14 protein-coding genes and 1 pseudogene are annotated in these 17,249 nt (G+C 44.5%); 6 read left to right on the top strand and 9 right to left on the bottom strand.

Features of this window, described 5'->3' with window-relative positions; all coding sequences use genetic code 11:
* Positions 1-4: 4 nt before the first annotated feature.
* From argF to ACQ4XT_RS06650, 8 genes are all read right to left on the bottom strand, one after another.
* Positions 5-961, bottom strand: coding sequence for an ornithine carbamoyltransferase (gene argF / locus ACQ4XT_RS06685; RefSeq protein WP_446852989.1), 957 nt, complete (start codon positions 959-961; stop codon positions 5-7).
* The gene (gene carB, locus ACQ4XT_RS06680) at positions 961-3,963 is read right to left on the bottom strand and encodes a carbamoyl-phosphate synthase (glutamine-hydrolyzing) large subunit (RefSeq protein WP_446852988.1); all 3,003 of its coding nucleotides are present in this window, start codon (positions 3,961-3,963) and stop codon (positions 961-963) included. The genes argF and carB overlap by 1 nt, the downstream gene beginning before the upstream one ends.
* Positions 3,953-5,017 (bottom strand): carbamoyl phosphate synthase small subunit, encoded by a 1,065-nt coding sequence (locus ACQ4XT_RS06675; RefSeq protein ID WP_446852987.1) that lies wholly within the window; start codon positions 5,015-5,017, stop codon positions 3,953-3,955. The genes carB and ACQ4XT_RS06675 overlap by 11 nt, the downstream gene beginning before the upstream one ends.
* Positions 5,018-5,128: 111 nt before the next feature.
* A complete protein-coding gene (gene argD / locus ACQ4XT_RS06670) occupies positions 5,129-6,289 on the bottom strand; it encodes an acetylornithine transaminase (RefSeq protein WP_446852986.1) in 1,161 nt (386 codons plus the stop codon).
* The gene (gene argB, locus ACQ4XT_RS06665) at positions 6,286-7,089 is read right to left on the bottom strand and encodes an acetylglutamate kinase (RefSeq protein WP_446852985.1); all 804 of its coding nucleotides are present in this window, start codon (positions 7,087-7,089) and stop codon (positions 6,286-6,288) included. The genes argD and argB overlap by 4 nt, the downstream gene beginning before the upstream one ends.
* Complete coding sequence (argJ, locus tag ACQ4XT_RS06660) at positions 7,058-8,284, bottom strand: bifunctional ornithine acetyltransferase/N-acetylglutamate synthase (protein ID WP_446852984.1); 1,227 nt, start codon at positions 8,282-8,284, stop codon at positions 7,058-7,060. The genes argB and argJ overlap by 32 nt, the downstream gene beginning before the upstream one ends.
* 20 nt (positions 8,285-8,304) lie before the next feature.
* The gene (gene argC, locus ACQ4XT_RS06655) at positions 8,305-9,342 is read right to left on the bottom strand and encodes an N-acetyl-gamma-glutamyl-phosphate reductase (RefSeq protein WP_446852983.1); all 1,038 of its coding nucleotides are present in this window, start codon (positions 9,340-9,342) and stop codon (positions 8,305-8,307) included.
* 584 nt (positions 9,343-9,926) lie between these two features.
* On the bottom strand, positions 9,927-11,234 hold the full coding sequence (locus ACQ4XT_RS06650) for a lysine N(6)-hydroxylase/L-ornithine N(5)-oxygenase family protein (protein WP_446852982.1): 1,308 nt from the start codon (positions 11,232-11,234) through the stop codon (positions 9,927-9,929).
* A gap of 184 nt (positions 11,235-11,418) precedes the next feature.
* On the opposite strand from ACQ4XT_RS06650, the gene ACQ4XT_RS06645 reads away from it, so the two are divergent.
* The 6 genes and pseudogenes from ACQ4XT_RS06645 to ACQ4XT_RS06620 all read left to right on the top strand — a co-directional run bounded on the left by ACQ4XT_RS06645 (position 11,419) and on the right by ACQ4XT_RS06620 (position 16,398).
* Positions 11,419-11,901 carry a GNAT family N-acetyltransferase gene (locus ACQ4XT_RS06645; protein WP_446855609.1) on the top strand — a complete coding sequence of 161 codons (483 nt, stop codon included), beginning with the start codon at positions 11,419-11,421 and terminating at the stop codon, positions 11,899-11,901.
* Between the two features lie 63 nt (positions 11,902-11,964).
* Positions 11,965-12,151: pseudogene (locus ACQ4XT_RS06640) on the top strand (ABC transporter permease subunit); the annotation flags it as partial.
* 166 nt (positions 12,152-12,317) lie between these two features.
* A complete protein-coding gene (locus ACQ4XT_RS06635; protein ID WP_446852981.1) occupies positions 12,318-13,835 on the top strand; it encodes a spore germination protein in 1,518 nt (505 codons plus the stop codon).
* A gap of 2 nt (positions 13,836-13,837) precedes the next feature.
* Entirely contained in the window at positions 13,838-15,034 is a 1,197-nt protein-coding gene (locus tag ACQ4XT_RS06630; protein WP_446852980.1) for a Ger(x)C family spore germination protein, read from the top strand.
* Between the two features lie 11 nt (positions 15,035-15,045).
* Positions 15,046-15,258 carry a hypothetical protein gene (locus ACQ4XT_RS06625; RefSeq protein WP_446852979.1) on the top strand — a complete coding sequence of 71 codons (213 nt, stop codon included), beginning with the start codon at positions 15,046-15,048 and terminating at the stop codon, positions 15,256-15,258.
* 18 nt (positions 15,259-15,276) lie between these two features.
* On the top strand, positions 15,277-16,398 hold the full coding sequence (locus tag ACQ4XT_RS06620; RefSeq protein WP_446852978.1) for a GerAB/ArcD/ProY family transporter: 1,122 nt from the start codon (positions 15,277-15,279) through the stop codon (positions 16,396-16,398).
* Between the two features lie 118 nt (positions 16,399-16,516).
* On the opposite strand, the gene ACQ4XT_RS06615 is transcribed toward ACQ4XT_RS06620, so the two are convergent.
* Entirely contained in the window at positions 16,517-17,227 is a 711-nt protein-coding gene (locus ACQ4XT_RS06615) for a GntR family transcriptional regulator (protein WP_446852977.1), read from the bottom strand.
* Positions 17,228-17,249: the final 22 nt, after the last annotated feature.

The raw sequence follows: 17,249 nt of genomic DNA, 5'->3' as shown, positions 1-17,249 counted from the left end.
AAATTCACTTCCAACCGACGACCGCTTGTAAAATGGCCTTTTGGACATGCATACGATTTTCAGCCTGCTGAAAGACCGCCGAATGACTCCCGTCAATGACGCCTGCTGTAACTTCTTCCCCTCGATGGGCAGGAAGGCAATGCAAAAAGGAGACATTCGATTTAGCTTTGTTTATTAAGGCTTCATTTACTTGGTAGTCTTTGAAATCCAGCAAGCGCTTTTCACTCTCCTCTTCCTGCCCCATACTTGTCCACACATCTGTGTAAATAACGTCCGCTTGCTTTACAGCCTTTTCTGGGTTCTTTTCCAGTACAACGGATCCTCCATACCGCTTCGCCAGCGCTTGTGATTTCTCGGTAATCAAAGGATCGGGCTGATATCCGTCCGGAGCTGAAACGACCATTTCCATGCCCATCATAGCCGCTAAAATCATCAGTGAATGAGCGACATTGTTTCCGTCACCGATGTAAACAACCTTCACTCCACACAAGCGACCTTTCAGTTCTAAAATGGTGAAGATATCAGCTAAAGCCTGACACGGGTGATAGATATCACATAAGCCGTTAATGACAGGTACAGAGGCGTGTTCAGCCAGCTCTTTCAACCTTCCATGGGAGGTCGTTCTGAACATGATGGCATCAACGTATCCAGAGAGCACACGAGCCGTATCCGCAATGGTTTCACCGCGGCCGACCTGAATGTCCCTTGTGTTTAAATAAAGGGCATGACCGCCCATCTGAACCATGCCGACTTCAAACGAAACACGCGTTCTTGTCGAAGATTTTTCAAAAATCATCGCCAGGTTTTTCCCTTTCAATGATTGGGAATACGGGTTTTCCTTTAAATGTTGGGCCTGCGCTAACAATTGGGAAACCTCAGCTTGATTGTAATCAAGCCAAGTCAAAACGTTTTTCCCATGCATCGAACCATCTGTTGTATACATTTGTTCCATCAAATTCATTACGAATGCACTCCTTCACGTTTATTACCCGGCAGAGGGGCAGGGGTGAAATCTTTACAAGCCAAAGATTGAAGATAGGCATCGAACGTCGCTTTCTCACTAAAAACGGTCATTCCATTTTTCACAGCCTGTATTCTTCGTTCGCTATCCTCTGAACTTGATCCATCATTAACATAAATGGCAGCTTCCTCTAGCTTGAGCCACTCGTCAAAGTCCTTAAGTGAAAAAGGAGAATCCCCTTCGACAAAGCAGGAATCTCTTACTTCTAGCGCATTCGGTAAGTGGGAGAACACTTTTCTCAGGGCTTCTTCTGTGGTCTTTCCAAGGCACATCCCTTCACCCGTGGATTTCATATTCGGACCAAGCTTATGATCCACTTCCGTCAAAGCATAGGAAGAGAATACAGGATATTTCACGGCTGTTTGCTCAAACACAGGTTTTGGAATGGACATCAAATCAACCTCACCGGATGCCAATACACGAACGGCTAAATCAACAAGGGGAACGTCTGCCACCTTGCTCACAATCGGTACCGTCCGACTCGCTCTCGGATTCACCTCCAGCACATACACGTTTTCTCCACTCAGTAAAAATTGGATGTTCATGATTCCTTTGTAATTAAAATGGCATACGATTTTATGGCTGTAGGATTCGATGGTCTTCTTGACATCATCACCAAGCGTTGATGGAAAAAGGGCCATACTGTCTCCTGAATGCACTCCTCCCGGTTCTAAATGTTCAATGATCTCAGGAAGATAGATATTTTCACCGTCCGCCACGAGGTCCACCTCTACTTCTTTTCCTTGCATAAAGGTGTCCAGCACAACGGGGTAGTGTCGTTCATCCGCTTCTTGAAGCGACTGTTTCAATTCGCTCATATCCTTGACTATGACCATTCCCTGACCGCCGATGACATAGGACGGGCGGCAAAGAATCGGAAAAGAGTAATGTTCTGCCGCTTTTAGCGCTTCATTTTTTGTATGACAAGTGGTTCCTGAAACATATGGGATGTTCAAATCATTTAATGCCGCATAGAATTTATCTCTGTCCTCGAGCGCATCTAAAACGGTTGTCTCGACTCCAGCAAGCGGCATCCCTTCTGCCTCTAACTCAGCAGCTAAATTGATGGCTGTCTGCCCGCCAAATGCCGTGAATACAAGGTCAATGTCTTCGTGATCAACGATGGATGTTATGATTTCTTTTTGAATCGGTTCAAAGTAAAGGCGATCCGCTGTTTCATAATCCGTACTTACGGTTTCCGGATTGTTGTTCACCATAACGGTCGTCCACCCTTGTTTTTGCAGACTTTGAATGGCTTTCACAGCACTATAATCAAATTCAACTCCCTGGCCGATTCGAATCGGTCCGGATCCAAGAATCAACGCTTTTTTCTTCCCGGGAAGTGGTGAAATCTCATTCACACCTGCAAATGTGCTGTACACATAGTTCGTAGCTGCTTCAAATTCCGCTGCACATGTATCGACGAGCTTGAATTGACGAAGAATCCCGAAAGCTTCTCTCTTTTTTTGCACTGCTTTTTCAGATATCCCAACAAGGCGAGCAATCTCCTTATCTGAAAAACCACAAACTTTCACTTTTCTCAGAAGTCCTTCATCCAATGTCTCCTGCTGCAGGCACTTTTCTAAATCGACAAGGTTTTTCAGCACCTGTAAAAAGAAGCGATCTATCTTCGTATTTTCGTGAATCGTCTCCAGACTTTCTCCTTTTCTTAGGAGGTTGAGAATAGCAAAGTAGCGCAAGTCTGTTGGTTTCTCCAGGTGATCCCATGGGTTCTGAATGTCGGGGATGTTCGTATCCAGAGATTGGACGGCTTTTTGAAAAGCCCCTTCCAAGGTCCGGTCGATGGCCATGACTTCCCCTGTCGCCCGCATCTTCGTCCCAAGCTTACGATCGGCTTCTGAAAACTTATCGAACGGCCAGCGCGGGAATTTAACGACGACATAATCAAGCGCCGGCTCAAAGCTTGCGAACGTATAGCCGGTAAGTGGATTTTCAAGCTGGTCAAGCGTGTACCCTAAAGCCACCTTGGTCGCCATTTTTGCAATCGGATACCCCGTGGCTTTCGAAGCCAGTGCTGATGAACGACTAACGCGCGGATTAATCTCAATCACATAGTATTGACGACTTTCTGTATCAAGCGCAAATTGAACATTACAACCACCGACCACATCGAGTTTAGAAACAATCTTGAACGCCGCTGTTCGGAGCATTTGGTAATCGTTATCCGACAATGTCTGGGAAGGAGCGACAACAATGGAGTCTCCCGTATGAACGCCCACCGGGTCGAAGTTTTCCATATTACAAACGGAAATACACGTCCCATTGTGGTCCCGCATGATCTCATACTCAACTTCCTTGAAACCTGCGATACTCTTCTCAACAATGACCTGGTGGATCGGACTCGCTTTGAGACCCGTCGCAATCAACTCTTCCAGTTCTTCCGGCCTGTGAACGATTCCACCCCCACGTCCGCCAAGCGTGTAAGCAGGGCGACTGATAATTGGGTAACCGACTTCTTCTGCAAAAGCTTCCGCCTGCTCGATCGTCGTAATTACTTCACTCTCGGGAACCGGTTGGGCCAATTCATGCATCAATCCCCGGAACAACTCTCTGTCCTCCCCTTTTTGAATTGAATGGACACTGGTCCCTAACAACTCGAGATCATAGGCCTGCAAAACGCCTTCTCTTTCCAATTCAACAGCTAGATTGAGCGCTGTCTGTCCCCCAAGTCCAGCAAGGAGCGCATCCGGTTTTTCCAGATCAATGATTTTCGTTAAGCTTTCAACCGTCAAGGGTTCACAGTAAACGACATCTGCCACGTCATGGTCTGTCATAATGGTGGCTGGATTATTGTTCACGAGGATAACTTCACACCCTTCTTCTTTCAGCGCAAGACATCCTTGTGTGCCGGAGTAATCAAACTCCGCCGCCTGCCCGATCATGATTGGACCTGACCCAATGACTAATATTTTACGAGACATGTACCTTCACTCCTTTGTTCTTTACAAGTGTAAGAAAGTGATCAAACAACCATTCCGCATCTTTCGGCCCGGGATGGGCTTCCGGGTGGAATTGTGCGGACATAATCAGCTTCTTATCATGCATCAGCCCTTCAATGGAACCGTCATTAACGTTATAAAACCTTGTTACGAGCGGCGTCCCATTCAGGCTGCCTTCTTTGACCACATAATTATGATTCTGCGAGGATAGAAACACTTTTCCTGATACCACATCTTTGACTGGATGGTTCGCGCCGCGATGACCGAATGTCAGCTTCGTCGTATCCCCTCCAAAAGCAAGAGCGATGACCTGATGCCCCATACAGATTCCAAAAGATGGGAACTTCTCCAAAGCCTTTTTCAAAAACGGTAAAAAGTCGACAGTATCCTTTGGATCCCCTGGTCCATTCGATAGTACAATAGCGTCTGGTTGAAGCGTATCCAGCATTTCGATTTTGGAAAAAGGAAGGACCGAGACACGGACACCTCTTTCAAGAAGAGCATTCAAAATCGATTTCTTCCAACCGAAGTCGATGAGTGCCACATGCACCCCTGCTTCTCCATAAGTATCAATCGTTTCACCACTTACCTGCTGAATCTGATGGGTCTTTGTCGGCTTGAATAGATAATCTGTCTCGAGAGAAAGAGCGGCTTGCTGGGTTCCTTCTGCGCGAATGGCCTTGGTCACTTCTCTCGTATCTACTTCTGTCATGTATGGAATGTTTTGTTCGTCCAGATAAGATCCTAAGGACTTCCTTGCCTGAAAATGTGAAGGAGTTTCCGCACATTGGTACATGACCACACCACTTACTTGAATCTCTTTGCTTTCATCATCCTCATCGTTGATCCCATAATTTCCTATCAATGGATACGTAAATACGACAATCTGCCCCTTATAAGAAGGGTCGGTGAGAACTTCCTGGTAACCCGTCATGCCGGTGAAGAAGACGACCTCCCCTTGGACGCTTCGATCAAAGTGCTGTGAAACCTTTCCTTCAAATGATGTTCCGTCTTGTAAACATAAGTATCCTTTCATTCCATCACCCCATAAAATGAATATTTATTATATATTGCGTATTTTTATACATTTAACTTTTGAGAAAGACGGTGTTGAACACGACTGTGAACATCACCGTCTATACATTTTTTATGCTTTTTGAAGACTGTCTTCATACTGTTGAATCGCTTCGGTAATTAAAGCAACAGCTTGGTCCATTTCCTCATATTCCACAGTCAATGGAGGGAGCAGCCTCAAAACATTCGGACCAGCAACCACAGCCAGAAGTCCTTTTTCCCTTAATGAGTGAACGATTTGAATCGCTTCACTGGATATGGAAATTCCCAACATCAAACCTTTACCACGTACTTCTTTCACACTTTTAAAGCGCGCCAATGAATCTTCAAGCTTATCTTTGAATACCGTCCCTTTCTCCGTAACAGAAGCGAGAAAATCAGAAACGAAGATTTTTTCAAGCGTCGCTTTCACTGCTGCTGAAGCTAACGGATTCCCACCAAACGTAGAACCATGAGATCCAGCTGTGAAGGAATCTTTTAAATCAGCTTTCCCTATCATAGCCCCGACAGGGAATCCACTCCCCAATCCTTTGGCAGCTGTCACGATGTCCGGGTCCAGCCCATGGTGTTGATAGGCGAAAGCTTTTCCTGTACGGCCGATCCCGGTTTGAACTTCATCAATGATCAAAAGGGCATCTAATTCCCGGCATTTATCTTCGACCGTTTTCAAAAACTCTTTGGTCCCCGGTACAACTCCACCCTCTCCCTGTATGACTTCGACCATGATCGCAGCCACAGAGCCGTCATGCACTTCCTCTATTTTTTGTACATCGTTATAAGGGAAGTATTCGAAAGTGGGAAGCAGAGAACCGAATCCATCATGAATCTTGTCCTGACCGGTTGCACTCATCGTAGCAAATGTCCGTCCGTGGAAAGATTGCTTGAATGTAATAATCTTCTCTCTCCCTGTATGTTTACGGGCAAGCTTAATGGCCGCTTCATTCGCTTCAGCCCCACTGTTACAGAAAAAAGCATAATCCAGCCCAGAAGCTTTACACAATAATTGGGCCGCCTCTTCCTGCACGGGAATTTGGTAAAGGTTTGATACATGCCATACCTGATCCAACTGTTTTTCCAGCGCTTCCTGAACTTCTGGAGGTCGATGACCTAGATTACATACAGCAATCCCTGATACAAAGTCTAAATAATCTTTCCCTTCATCATCGGTCACCGTCGTTCCCTTTCCAGATACAATGGTTAAAGGAAAGCGGTTATACGTAGGAAATAAACTCACTCCACCATCTCCTTTCTTTTCGTTCTGATGGATGTACCATTCAACAAATCACCTTCCATCAAGGCTTTTTCTCCACTTACAATCCTAACTTCTTCTAAATGGTCGGATAAAGCTTCCGTTGCGGAATGAACTTTAGGGATCATTCCGCCATAGATGATTCCTTGATCAATCATTCCATCAATTTCCTCAGGGGTTGTGCTCGCCAATATTTCATCATCGACGAGTATGCCCGGAACATCCGTAACATAAAGAAGCTTTTCAGCGCTGACAGCCGTAGCAATAGCTCCTGCAGCCACGTCGGCGTTAATATTCACCGTTTGATAGTCAGCGGTTCTCCCAAAAGGCGCAACCACTGGGAGATATCCTTCAGCAAGAAGCTTTTGGAGAAACGCCGGATTTACATCTCTGATCTTTCCTACAAGACCTAAATTTTCTTTATCCAAGTAATCCGCTTGCAACAACGAGGTTTCAGAGCCTTTGACTCCTACAGCCTTCATCCCTTTTTTAATCAGGTGACCTGTGATCTTGCTATTCACTGAACCCCCGAGGACCATTTCTACAACCTCGAGCGTATCCGGAGTCGTTTTCCGCAACCCGTCAAAAAACTCACCTTCTATATTCAACTGATCTAATAATTTTGTAATCGCAGGACCGCCACCGTGAACAATAATACAATGATAATGTTTCTGCAGGTCCTTGAAGCTATTATAAAAGTCATCGGTTAATTGATCGAGCATACTTCCACCGAGCTTTACTACCACAGCAGGCTTATGTTCGGTAGCTTGCATTGATTTTGACATAGTCATAAGTCAAATCACACCCCCACGCCGTCCCTTCTCCATCTCCTTCGTTAAGACGAATCGTCATTTTCACTTTCTCATTATCCAAATCTTCCGTTGCCTGCTCTTCTGAAAATGGACAAGGGGTTCCGTTACTAAACACCAGTTGTTCTTCAATGTAGATATCGCATTGATTTGGGTCTACCACCGCATCGCTATGTCCGATAGCGCCTACAATCCTTCCCCAGTTGGCATCCAACCCATAAACAGCTGTCTTCACCAGGCTCGAACCGACCACTTTTTTCCCAATGACGCGCGCTTCTTCGTTTGAGCGGGCACCGGTGACCTCCACTTCAATCAGCTTAGTGGCCCCTTCTCCATCTTTGGCGACTTGTTTGGCAAGATCTTCGCAAACAAGCTGAAGGGCAGTTTGAAAAGCTTCCCAATCCGGGTGATTTTCTGTCAGCGATTTATGATCTATTTCTCCATTCGCAAGCGCCAGGACCATATCATTGGTTGAAGTCTCTCCATCAACGGTAATCTGATTGAAAGAATTATCAACAGAAGGGCTTAACGCACGTTTTAAATCATCAGGTTCTATGGTTGCATCTGTCGTAATAAAACCAAGCATTGTCGCCATATTTGGATGAATCATCCCTGATCCTTTTGCTGCTCCACCAATGGTGACGGTTTTCCCCTCCACCTGTACCTGGTAGCACGCATGCTTTTGACAAGTATCTGTCGTAAGAATTGCTTGCTGAAAATCTTTATATCCTTCTTCTGAAGGCTCTACATTCTCACAGCCGTGGGCGATCTTTTCCATCGGAAGCTGTTGTCCAATGACTCCTGTAGAGGCAACGGCTACGTATTCATCCGGAATCTCAAACCTCTTTGCAATCATACGGCGCATCTCGTATGCATTGGCCAGACCTTCTTCTCCTGTGCATGCATTGGCGACTGCACTATTGATCACGACACTTTGAATTTTCCCCTGTTCCGCAATGCTTTCCTGCGTCACCTTAAGAGGTGGGGCCTGGAAATGGCTTTGAGTATACACAGCTGCTGCAGAAGCCGGTCGATCACTCATAAGAAGAGCGAAGTCCTTTTTTCTGTATCTTAATCCGCTATGAATTCCACCTGCCTTGTATCCTTTCGGCGTAAGAATGGAACCATCCTCTACTTTTTCGATTGTTTGGGTGTTCTTCGCTTGTATCAAACCATCTCTCCCTCTCTTCATTAAGGATAAACAGGCAGTGGCGCAAGCCCTGTTTTCTCGTCATATCGAAATACAAGATTCATATTTTGGACCGCCTGACTGGCCGCCCCTTTCATTAAGTTATCGATGACACTTACGATGGTCACTCGCTTGGTCCGGGCATCAATGGTAAGACCGATGTCACAAAAATTAGATCCGTACACATCTTTCGTGCATGGAAATCCGCCCGATTCACGTACTCTGACGAAAGGCTGTGACTCATAGTAGCTCTTAAACTTCTGCCGCAAATCCTCTTCACTTACCTCTTCATTTAACTGAAGATAGATGGTCGCCATGATTCCTCTTGTCATCGGAACGAGGTGTGTCGAAAAGGTGACAGGCTCTATTTGGTCGTCCCATATGGACAATTGTTGTTCAATTTCCGGGATGTGTTGATGTTGATTCACTTTATAAATTTGAAAATTTTCCTGGGCGTGAGCAAAATGGGTGATCGGATTTGGATTTTTCCCCGCACCTGAGACCCCTGATTTCGCATCAATCACGACAGAGTCAGGCTTCACCAAACCTTCTTTGACTACTGGTCCCAAACCAAGTAATGTCGCGGTCGGATAGCACCCTGGATTGGCAATAAGGTCGGCTTCCTGTATTCGCTCTTGATTCCACTCCGGGAGCCCATAGACGGCATTCTCCAGCGTATCATCAGGAGCTGCTTCTTTTTTATACCACTGTTCATAAGATGCGGGCTCTTTTAACCTCAAATCTCCAGAAAGATCAATGACCTTTGCATGACCGCCCTGCAGCTGAGGAGTCAATTTACTTGAAACCCCAGACGGCGTCGCAAGGAAAATGACGTCCAAATCTTCCTTCATCTTCTCCGGTACTAAATCTTGTAACACATAAGATTCCCCCCCATGGAATTGAGGGTAAATGTCTTCAAATTTCTCCCCTGCCTGGGAAGATGAATATAAGGTTATCGTTTTAACTTGTGGATGATTTGTTAATAAGCGGAGCAATTCTATTCCGCCGTACCCGGTCGCACCTACGATCCCTGCTTTCACTCTGAATCCACCTCTATGTATATTTATTATTTCATCTGTATATTTACAATATTATTAACCCTTAAGGACCAGATGTCAATAGATTACCATCACAATTTGCTAGTTTTACAGATTCTTAATGGAAACACTGTATAATCTCCACAATTCCTAACGAGATAGGATTGGATAAAGTGAAAAAAGATCACCCTCTATACACATGTGGATAAGTGGTGATTTCTTCTCGTACATTCTCCCTTTATTCACATATGCACAATTTTATACACATTATCAACAGTACCCCCTACTCCATTACCGCCTATAAAAGCTCCCGTTTGTTGAAGACTCATTTTCGAGATAACCGGGGTTCGTTTGCCTCATTAGTAGTCAGGGGGGATTGGGAAACGGTAAGACCTCGCAAGACGAAGTCCGAGGAGGGGCAAAAAGGATAGAGGAAGTTCGATTAAGTACGGCACGTCCTGTGCCAACATCGAACGCCCCCCACATCGTGTCAAACTCTCGAATCTAAGTCTTACGCTATCCTCCTGCCATATTCTTTAATACATCATGCAAAAAACCCCAGCCATGAATGGCTGGGGTGATAATAATTAGACCGTGAAGGACTGGAAAATATTTTTTTCGTTCGTAGCGAAGACTTCGCGTCCTACGAGGTTGTTGATAATGACTTTATTCCGGTGGATGGATAATCCCAGGTTGGTAGATCCTACACCGTGGGTATGCGAAATCCCACTGTGGACATAAATTTCGTTCGCTGTCTCTTCCGTAGTTACAAGCCGATAATCCGCGGTCACTTTGTATCTTCCTTCTTCATCCCATTCAAGGAAATCTTCCAAATGGTGGATAAATTCTGGAACAAAAGGCTTGTAACCCGTTGCTGCAATCACAAGATCCGTTGCATGGGTGAACGTTTCCTTTTTCTGATAGTGATAACATTCGAGCTCATAGCCGCCACCTTCTTTTGGACGAACATCCTTCACTTCACTCAGTACCTGCAGTCCGACATTGAGCTCTTCCCGCCCTACCGAATACTCATAAAGGAGATTGTAAATGTCATTGATCGTATGATTGCTGATTCCTTTATAATACAGTCCTTGATTAGCGAAGATCTCATCTTTCTGTTTTTGTGGAAGCTGGTAAAAATAATTCACGTAATCCGGTGAAAAATGCTCGAGGCTCAGCTTTGATTCTTCCATTGACTCAAAACTCGCCGAACGCGTAATCCAATCGAGACGATAGCCACAATCACGTTGTTCTTTCAGCAGTTCGCGAAAGGTCTCAGCCGCACTTTGCCCTGAACCGACAACTGTGATGGACTCCGCTTTACGACAGCGGTCCTGATTCGGCAGGAAGTCTGCTGTATGGAAAACGTCTTCTGAAGAGGCATCTTGGAAAGAGCGTGGCATGACCGGCACGCTTCCTGTACCCATGACTAAATTTTTCGTGCGGTACACTTCTGTTTCTCCATTTTCTACATTCGTCACTTCTACTTCGAAAAGCTCTTCATTATCCTTGTAATGCTTTATATTCGTAACTCTTCTCCCGAATCGGCAGCTATCGAGCTGTCGAGCGACCCACTGGCAGTAGTCATTGTATTCTCTTCTCGGGATGTCGAGCCGCTGCAAAAAGTAAAACTGATACATCCGCTCATTTTTGCTGATATAGTTCAAAAAGCTGTATTTGTTCGTCGGATCTGCCATCGTCACCAAATCAGCGATAAACGGGACTTGCATTTTTGTCCCTTCAATTAACATTCCCGGATGCCAGTCAAAAGCTTCATTCTGTTCAAAAAATAGTGGTGCAACCTCGTCTATTTCATCAAGCAACGCTGCCAGACTCAAATTGAAAGGCCCCACACCTACTCCGATCAAATCGTAAATCTTTTCTCGTTGTTCCATTATCGACGACTCCTTTATGATACGTTCCTCAAATGTTTAGGGAAGTGGTCTCCTATTACCGGAAAAAATCACCCAGAGCATGTGACTCATAAAGATGATATCTTTTCAGAAAAATCCCCGATTTCTGAAAAGGATGTACTAACCTTATGTTATCATAACCACATCCTTACGATAATAGCCGAACATAAAGGAGCAGGATCTAATGAGCCGTATCCATTTAGTTGAAACGAACGAGCGCCGCCGTTTCATGGCAGACCTACTGTTAGCCGATGAGTCTGAAACCATAATAGAGAGCTATATCGATGATGGTTTGTTCTATACCATTTACTTAGACGATGTGCATATCGGTGTCTGTTTATTCGTATTTCCCGGAGAGCACACGGTCGAAATCAAGAATATTGCCATACAAGAAGCCTTTCGAGGAAAAGGGTTAGGGAAACAAGTGATTGATGCATCCTGTATTCTTTTTCAAAAAAAAGGGTACAAAGAAATGCTTGTCGGAACTTCTAATTCTAGTATTGAAAACTTAGCCTTTTATCAGAAAGCTGGTTTTCGGTTCCATGAAATTCATCATGACTTTTTCCTTCATTACTCGGATCCCTTTTATGAAAATGGGATCAAAGGGATGGACATGATCTATTTCCGCAGACCGATACCCCCTCAATAAAGCCCCTTACCTTCTACCTGGTCATTCTTGTGGGGATCTTATCGTTATCCATGTTCCCCTTCTTACACAACGTTCGCCCTGCCTCTATCGATCTGACTGCTCGTTACTTTTTTCCCGTAAGATTCCGTTCGACCTTGAGGAATCCGCTAAAATGGACGGTGCCTCCATGATGCAGACGTATTTCTGCATCATCCTGCCGCTTGCGGTCCCTCGTATTTTCACAACGGCCATTCTCGTTCTTCTACGAGCCGTTTTTTTGCCCCCTCCCACAGACCTTGGGAGAACCTTCCTCCCATAAACTCCATCTCTTTTTTGCACCTTGCACCTATGATCAAACATAGTTAAAAAGAAGGGATACGTTTCATAAATTCCCAATAGATGAACATGCTAATGAAAAACAGCGGAGGTGTGAGTTTGTGAAGGATATAACAACGAATGAAAAGACATCCCCAAGCACTCAACCTCTCTATCGGTCATTAGATGAAAATTTGAACGATATCCGCACAACACTTGGAAATAGCTCGGACCTTGTGACACGTCCCTTTTCCATTCATCAGACATCCGCTGCTGTCCTTTACATGGATGGACTTGTGGATAAGAACACGGTACAAAACTTCATTTTGGAATCTTTAATGCTTGAGGTTCCAGAAAAAAGGCATTTGACTCACCATCTATATGAATCCATTAAGGATGCGAACCTCCCCATTGGTGAAATGGCGGAAGTGAAAGATAAACAGGACCTACTGAAGAAATTACTTTCTGGTGAAACCATTTTACTCCTGGACAAGCAAACGAAAGCTTTATCCGCAAGTACAAAAGGCTGGCGCGACAGAGGCGTCCAAGAAACTACATCAGAAAGCGTCATCCGCGGGCCGAAAGAAGCCTTCACTGAAACGATCAGAACAAATACCGCTCTATTAAGACGGAAAATTAAAGATCCTCACCTCAGAGTAGAGGCGAAAACCATCGGAAGGAAAACTTGTACGGATGTTGCCATCGTGTATTTAGAGGGCACAGCTGAAAAAGAAGTCCTTGATCAAGTCAATGAAAGACTGGACCAGATTGATATTGATGCTGTGTTAGAAAGTGGATATATTGAGGAATTCATTCAGGATGCTCAGTATTCCCCGTTCCCTACGGTATATAATTCAGAAAAGCCAGATGCCATTGCCGGGGGAATCCTGGAAGGCAGGGTTGCTATCCTGATTGATGGTACGCCGAATGTCCTTTTAGTGCCTGCTCTTTTTGTGAATTTCATGCAGTCCAGTGAGGACTATTACCAAAGAGCAGATATCGGAACACTTGTAAGATTACTCCGATTGTTTTGTTTTTCGGTAGCCTTGTTTATGCCATCGATCTATATTGCTTTTACAACGTTCCACCAGGAAATGATTCCCCCTCCACTATTGATCAGTCTTGCTTCTCAGAGGGACGGGGTACCTTTTCCAGCCTTTGTAGAAGCTTTAATGATGGAATTGACTTTTGAAGTACTTCGGGAAGCCGGAATCCGTCTACCAAAACCCGTCGGTTCCGCTGTCTCCATTGTTGGGGCACTCGTACTCGGCCAATCAGCTGTCCAAGCGGGCCTTGTTTCTCCTGCCATGGTCATCGTGGTAGCCATTACGGCAATCAGCAGTTTCGTGTTCCCTGCTTACAATATGGCGATCTCGATCAGAATTCTCCGTTTTCCAATGATGATTCTGGCAGCCACTTTTGGGCTATTCGGTATCATTTTAGGTATGATTGCCATGGTTTTTCATTTAAGTAGCTTAAAATCGTTCGGAAAGCCTTATATGGCCCCTCTCGCACCTATGATTGGGAAAGACCAAAAAGATGTATTGATCCGTTTACCCCATTGGGGCCTTCTTTCCCGGCCTAGTTTCTTTACAAAAAGCGACCAAAAACGTGTCGATTCCACTTCAAAGGAGAGGTAGGGATGTCGATGAACCAATATATTAAAGCAATCTTCCTGGTGGTTTGTCTCCTGCTTCTTTCCGGATGTTGGAATAGTAAAGAATTAGATGACCTTGGAATTGTCGTAGCTGTCGGAATTGATAAAACAGAAGACGACCAGTTCCTATTGATCACCCAAGTTATCAACCCGTCAGAAATAGCGACAGATGCACCGACTACAAGGCCCCCTGTTTCCATTTATGAATCTACAGGGGATTCCCTCTTTGAGGCTTTTCGGAATATGACAGAAAAGTCTCCGAGGAAGATGTATCTGTCACAATTACGCCTCCTTGTAATCGGAAACAGATTGGCAGAGGAAGGCATCCTCCCATCTCTTGATCTTTTTTATAGAGACCATGAATTCCGGACTGCATTTTTTGTGACCATCGCTAAGGATACAGGAGTGAAAGATCTTTTGAAGGTCCTCACTCCGTATGAAAAAGTTCCTGCCAACAAACTCATGCATTCGATGGAAGCCGTACAGAGGAGTCTAGGAAGTTCAAAAGGGGTTGTCATTGATGAATTGATTGGTCAAATCCTTAGCAAAGGGCAAAACCCAGTGCTCCCAGGCCTGCTCCTTGATGGGAAGGCTGAAACTGGTACAGCGATTGAGAACATAGAAAAAATAGACGCCCCTACACAATTACGAATTGATAACCTTGCCGTTATGGAAGAGGATCGATTGATCGGCTGGTTAACACCGGAGGAAAGCAAAGGTTTGAACTATATAACAGGTGACATAGAAAGTACAACCGTTTCATACCCTTGCGAAGATGAAGGACTTATTAGTATAGAAGTGCTGCGTATAGACAACAGTTCAAAAGCAAAGTTCGCGGAAGGGGACCCTGCCATATCCATTGAATTAGAATTGGAAGGTAATGTAGGAGAATTGGACTGCCCCATTGATCTTACGAAGGCAGAGTCCATTGAAACCATTAATGGAGAAGTTGAAAAAAGGGTCAAGCAGAAGATGGAAGCTGCAATCAAGGCAGCGCAAGAAGATTTCGGAAGTGATATTTTCGGGTTCGGTAATCTCATTCATCGAGAAAATCCTGCCTATTGGAAGACGGTTGAAAAAAGTTGGAATAGCAAGTTCAAAGAATTAAAGATCGATATTCAAGTCAAAGCTCAAATTCGAAGAAAAGGCAATTCCACCCAACCCATCACAAAAGAAGAATAGGTGTGATTCACATGTGGTCTATGGTCTCCATCATCGTTCTCGCCCTGGGGATTTTCTTCCTTGAATTCCCCAGGCTGCACAAAAAAAACAGAACAAAAGAAGCGTGGTTTTTCACGATTTTCCTTCTTTCCTTCACAATCATTAGTGTATTGGAAAGCTTGGAGGTTGAGATTCCGAACCCGCTCGACCTTATTCAAAGTTTCTATAAAATGATTGGATTCTAAATGATAAGAGGTGTAGATATGGATAATCAGACGATCAGCCCACGGCAGTTTATGTTCTTAGTCATCTTGTTTTCTGTGGGAAGTTCCATTTTGATCGTTCCTACTCCGCTTACGGCCAACGCGAAACAGGATGCCTGGATGTCCATATTCATTTCGGTTGCTGTTGGACTTCTCCTTGTTGTTCTATACAATCACATCGCAACACTGATGAAAGGACAAACATTCGTCCAGGCCACGATTTCCGTTTTTGGAAACTGGCTGGGCCGGGTGCTGCTTTTTTTCTATCTCTCTTTCCTTTATATTCTTGCCTCCCTTGTTTTAAGAAACATCGGCGATTTCATGACTACCCAAATCATTCCTGAAACACCCTTGCAGTTTACTCATATCCTTTTTTTGATCGTAGTCATATGGGGAGCCTACCTTGGACTAGAAGCCATTGGACGATCTTCAGAAATGTTTATGCCCTGGGTTGTCCTCCTGTTGGTCTTTTTCACGATCACATTATCCCCGCAAATAAAAATGGAGAATTTACAACCGGTTCTCAGCAATGGGATTGTTCCTGTCCTGGAAACTTCTACATTCGTGATCGGCACACCATTATTAGAAATGGTCACTTTTCTTATGATTATCCCGTATGTCAAAGACGGGAAGACAAAGAAAAAAGCCTGGTTATTAGGTACTTTCATTGGCGGCGCTGTCTTAACGTTAATTACTCTTTTATGCACTCTCATATTAGGCAGCGATTTAACGGCTTTGAACACCTATCCAAGCTACAAGTTGGCTCAAAAAATTAATATCGCTGGTTTTTTAGAAGGATTGGAGATTATCATCGCCATCATTTGGATGATTACAATCTTCTTTAAAATGGTCATTCTTTATTATTCAACCACTGTTGGCATCGCCCAATTTCTGACCATGGATGACCACCGTCCTTTATTGCTCCCCTTAGGAATGGGGATGGTCGTATTGTCCATTATCGCTTACCCGGATGTCGCTTATTTTGAGACATTCATCAATGAAACATGGTTTCCTTTTGCCTTTACGCACGGCCTCATCATTCCTTTAATCGTTTGGACGGGCTTGCTTTTCAAGTCGAGAAAACAAAATAAAATCCAACAGCCACCTTCCTCACCCTCATAATCAAAGGACCTGAATCTGAAACGGAGAGATTTTCCCCTGAACACTTTCCCTACAGATCGGACCATCAATAAAGCACAGGCATCTCCGCCTGTGCTTTTCGTCTAGGGTTGGCAGCCGTTCAGGGTCTGGAAGCCCTAAGCGTAAACTTGTATTCATCACTCTTAAAATAGTTTTCACTATATTCAAAGATCGAACCATCAACAAAAACACTATACAATTGAATTTTCAAGATCGGCATAGACTCCTCGACCGTTAGTGCTTCCGCAATATCCGTTGAAGGCAGCACCGGGATGACTTCCTGAAAGCTGTCTTTGATTTTCATCCCCACTTCTTTTTCAATATAATCATATTTCGAACCGGTCATAATCCCATAAGATAGATTCGGAAACATGGAAACCGGTAGATACGTATCCTCAACGACATAGGGGATATCATCGACAAGTCTTTGACGGCGGACGTAAAAAACCTTCTCCCCATCAGCAAGTTGAAGCATGCGTTTCACATGATCCTCTGCTTCTTTCAATTCAAAGTGGAGGACTTTATTCACAGGTTCCTTGTTTAAGCGTCTCATTTCTTCCGTGAAACTCAGCAGTTCGAAAATGTTGTGTTCAATCTTCTGCTCTTTCACATACGTACCGCTCCCCTGTCTCTTCTCAAGAAGGCCCTCTTCGACAAGACCTTTGATTGCCTGTCTGACCGTCACCCGTGATGCTTCATACCTTTCTGACAGAAGCATTTCTGTCGGGATCGCTTCCCCTTCTTTCCATATTCCCGATTGGATTTCCTCTTTAATTTGTTGAGCAATTCTACGATACAAAGGCGCAGCCATTTTTGATTCCTCCCATTACTAA

This window comes from Halobacillus sp. 12SKB, from assembly GCF_052941655.1.
This window is presented reverse-complemented; position numbering and strand designations above follow the sequence as displayed.

Coding starts and splice junctions, on each gene's coding strand:
- argF (WP_446852989.1), bottom strand. CDS start 961: ATGAATTTGATGGAACAAATGTATACAACAGATGGTTCGATGCATGGG.
- carB (WP_446852988.1), bottom strand. CDS start 3,963: ATGTCTCGTAAAATATTAGTCATTGGGTCAGGTCCAATCATGATCGGG.
- ACQ4XT_RS06675 (WP_446852987.1), bottom strand. CDS start 5,017: ATGAAAGGATACTTATGTTTACAAGACGGAACATCATTTGAAGGAAAG.
- argB (WP_446852985.1), bottom strand. CDS start 7,089: ATGTCAAAATCAATGCAAGCTACCGAACATAAGCCTGCTGTGGTAGTA.
- ACQ4XT_RS06650 (WP_446852982.1), bottom strand. CDS start 11,234: ATGGAACAACGAGAAAAGATTTACGATTTGATCGGAGTAGGTGTGGGG.
- ACQ4XT_RS06630 (WP_446852980.1), top strand. CDS start 13,838: ATGTCGATGAACCAATATATTAAAGCAATCTTCCTGGTGGTTTGTCTC.
- ACQ4XT_RS06625 (WP_446852979.1), top strand. CDS start 15,046: ATGTGGTCTATGGTCTCCATCATCGTTCTCGCCCTGGGGATTTTCTTC.
- ACQ4XT_RS06620 (WP_446852978.1), top strand. CDS start 15,277: ATGGATAATCAGACGATCAGCCCACGGCAGTTTATGTTCTTAGTCATC.
- ACQ4XT_RS06615 (WP_446852977.1), bottom strand. CDS start 17,227: ATGGCTGCGCCTTTGTATCGTAGAATTGCTCAACAAATTAAAGAGGAA.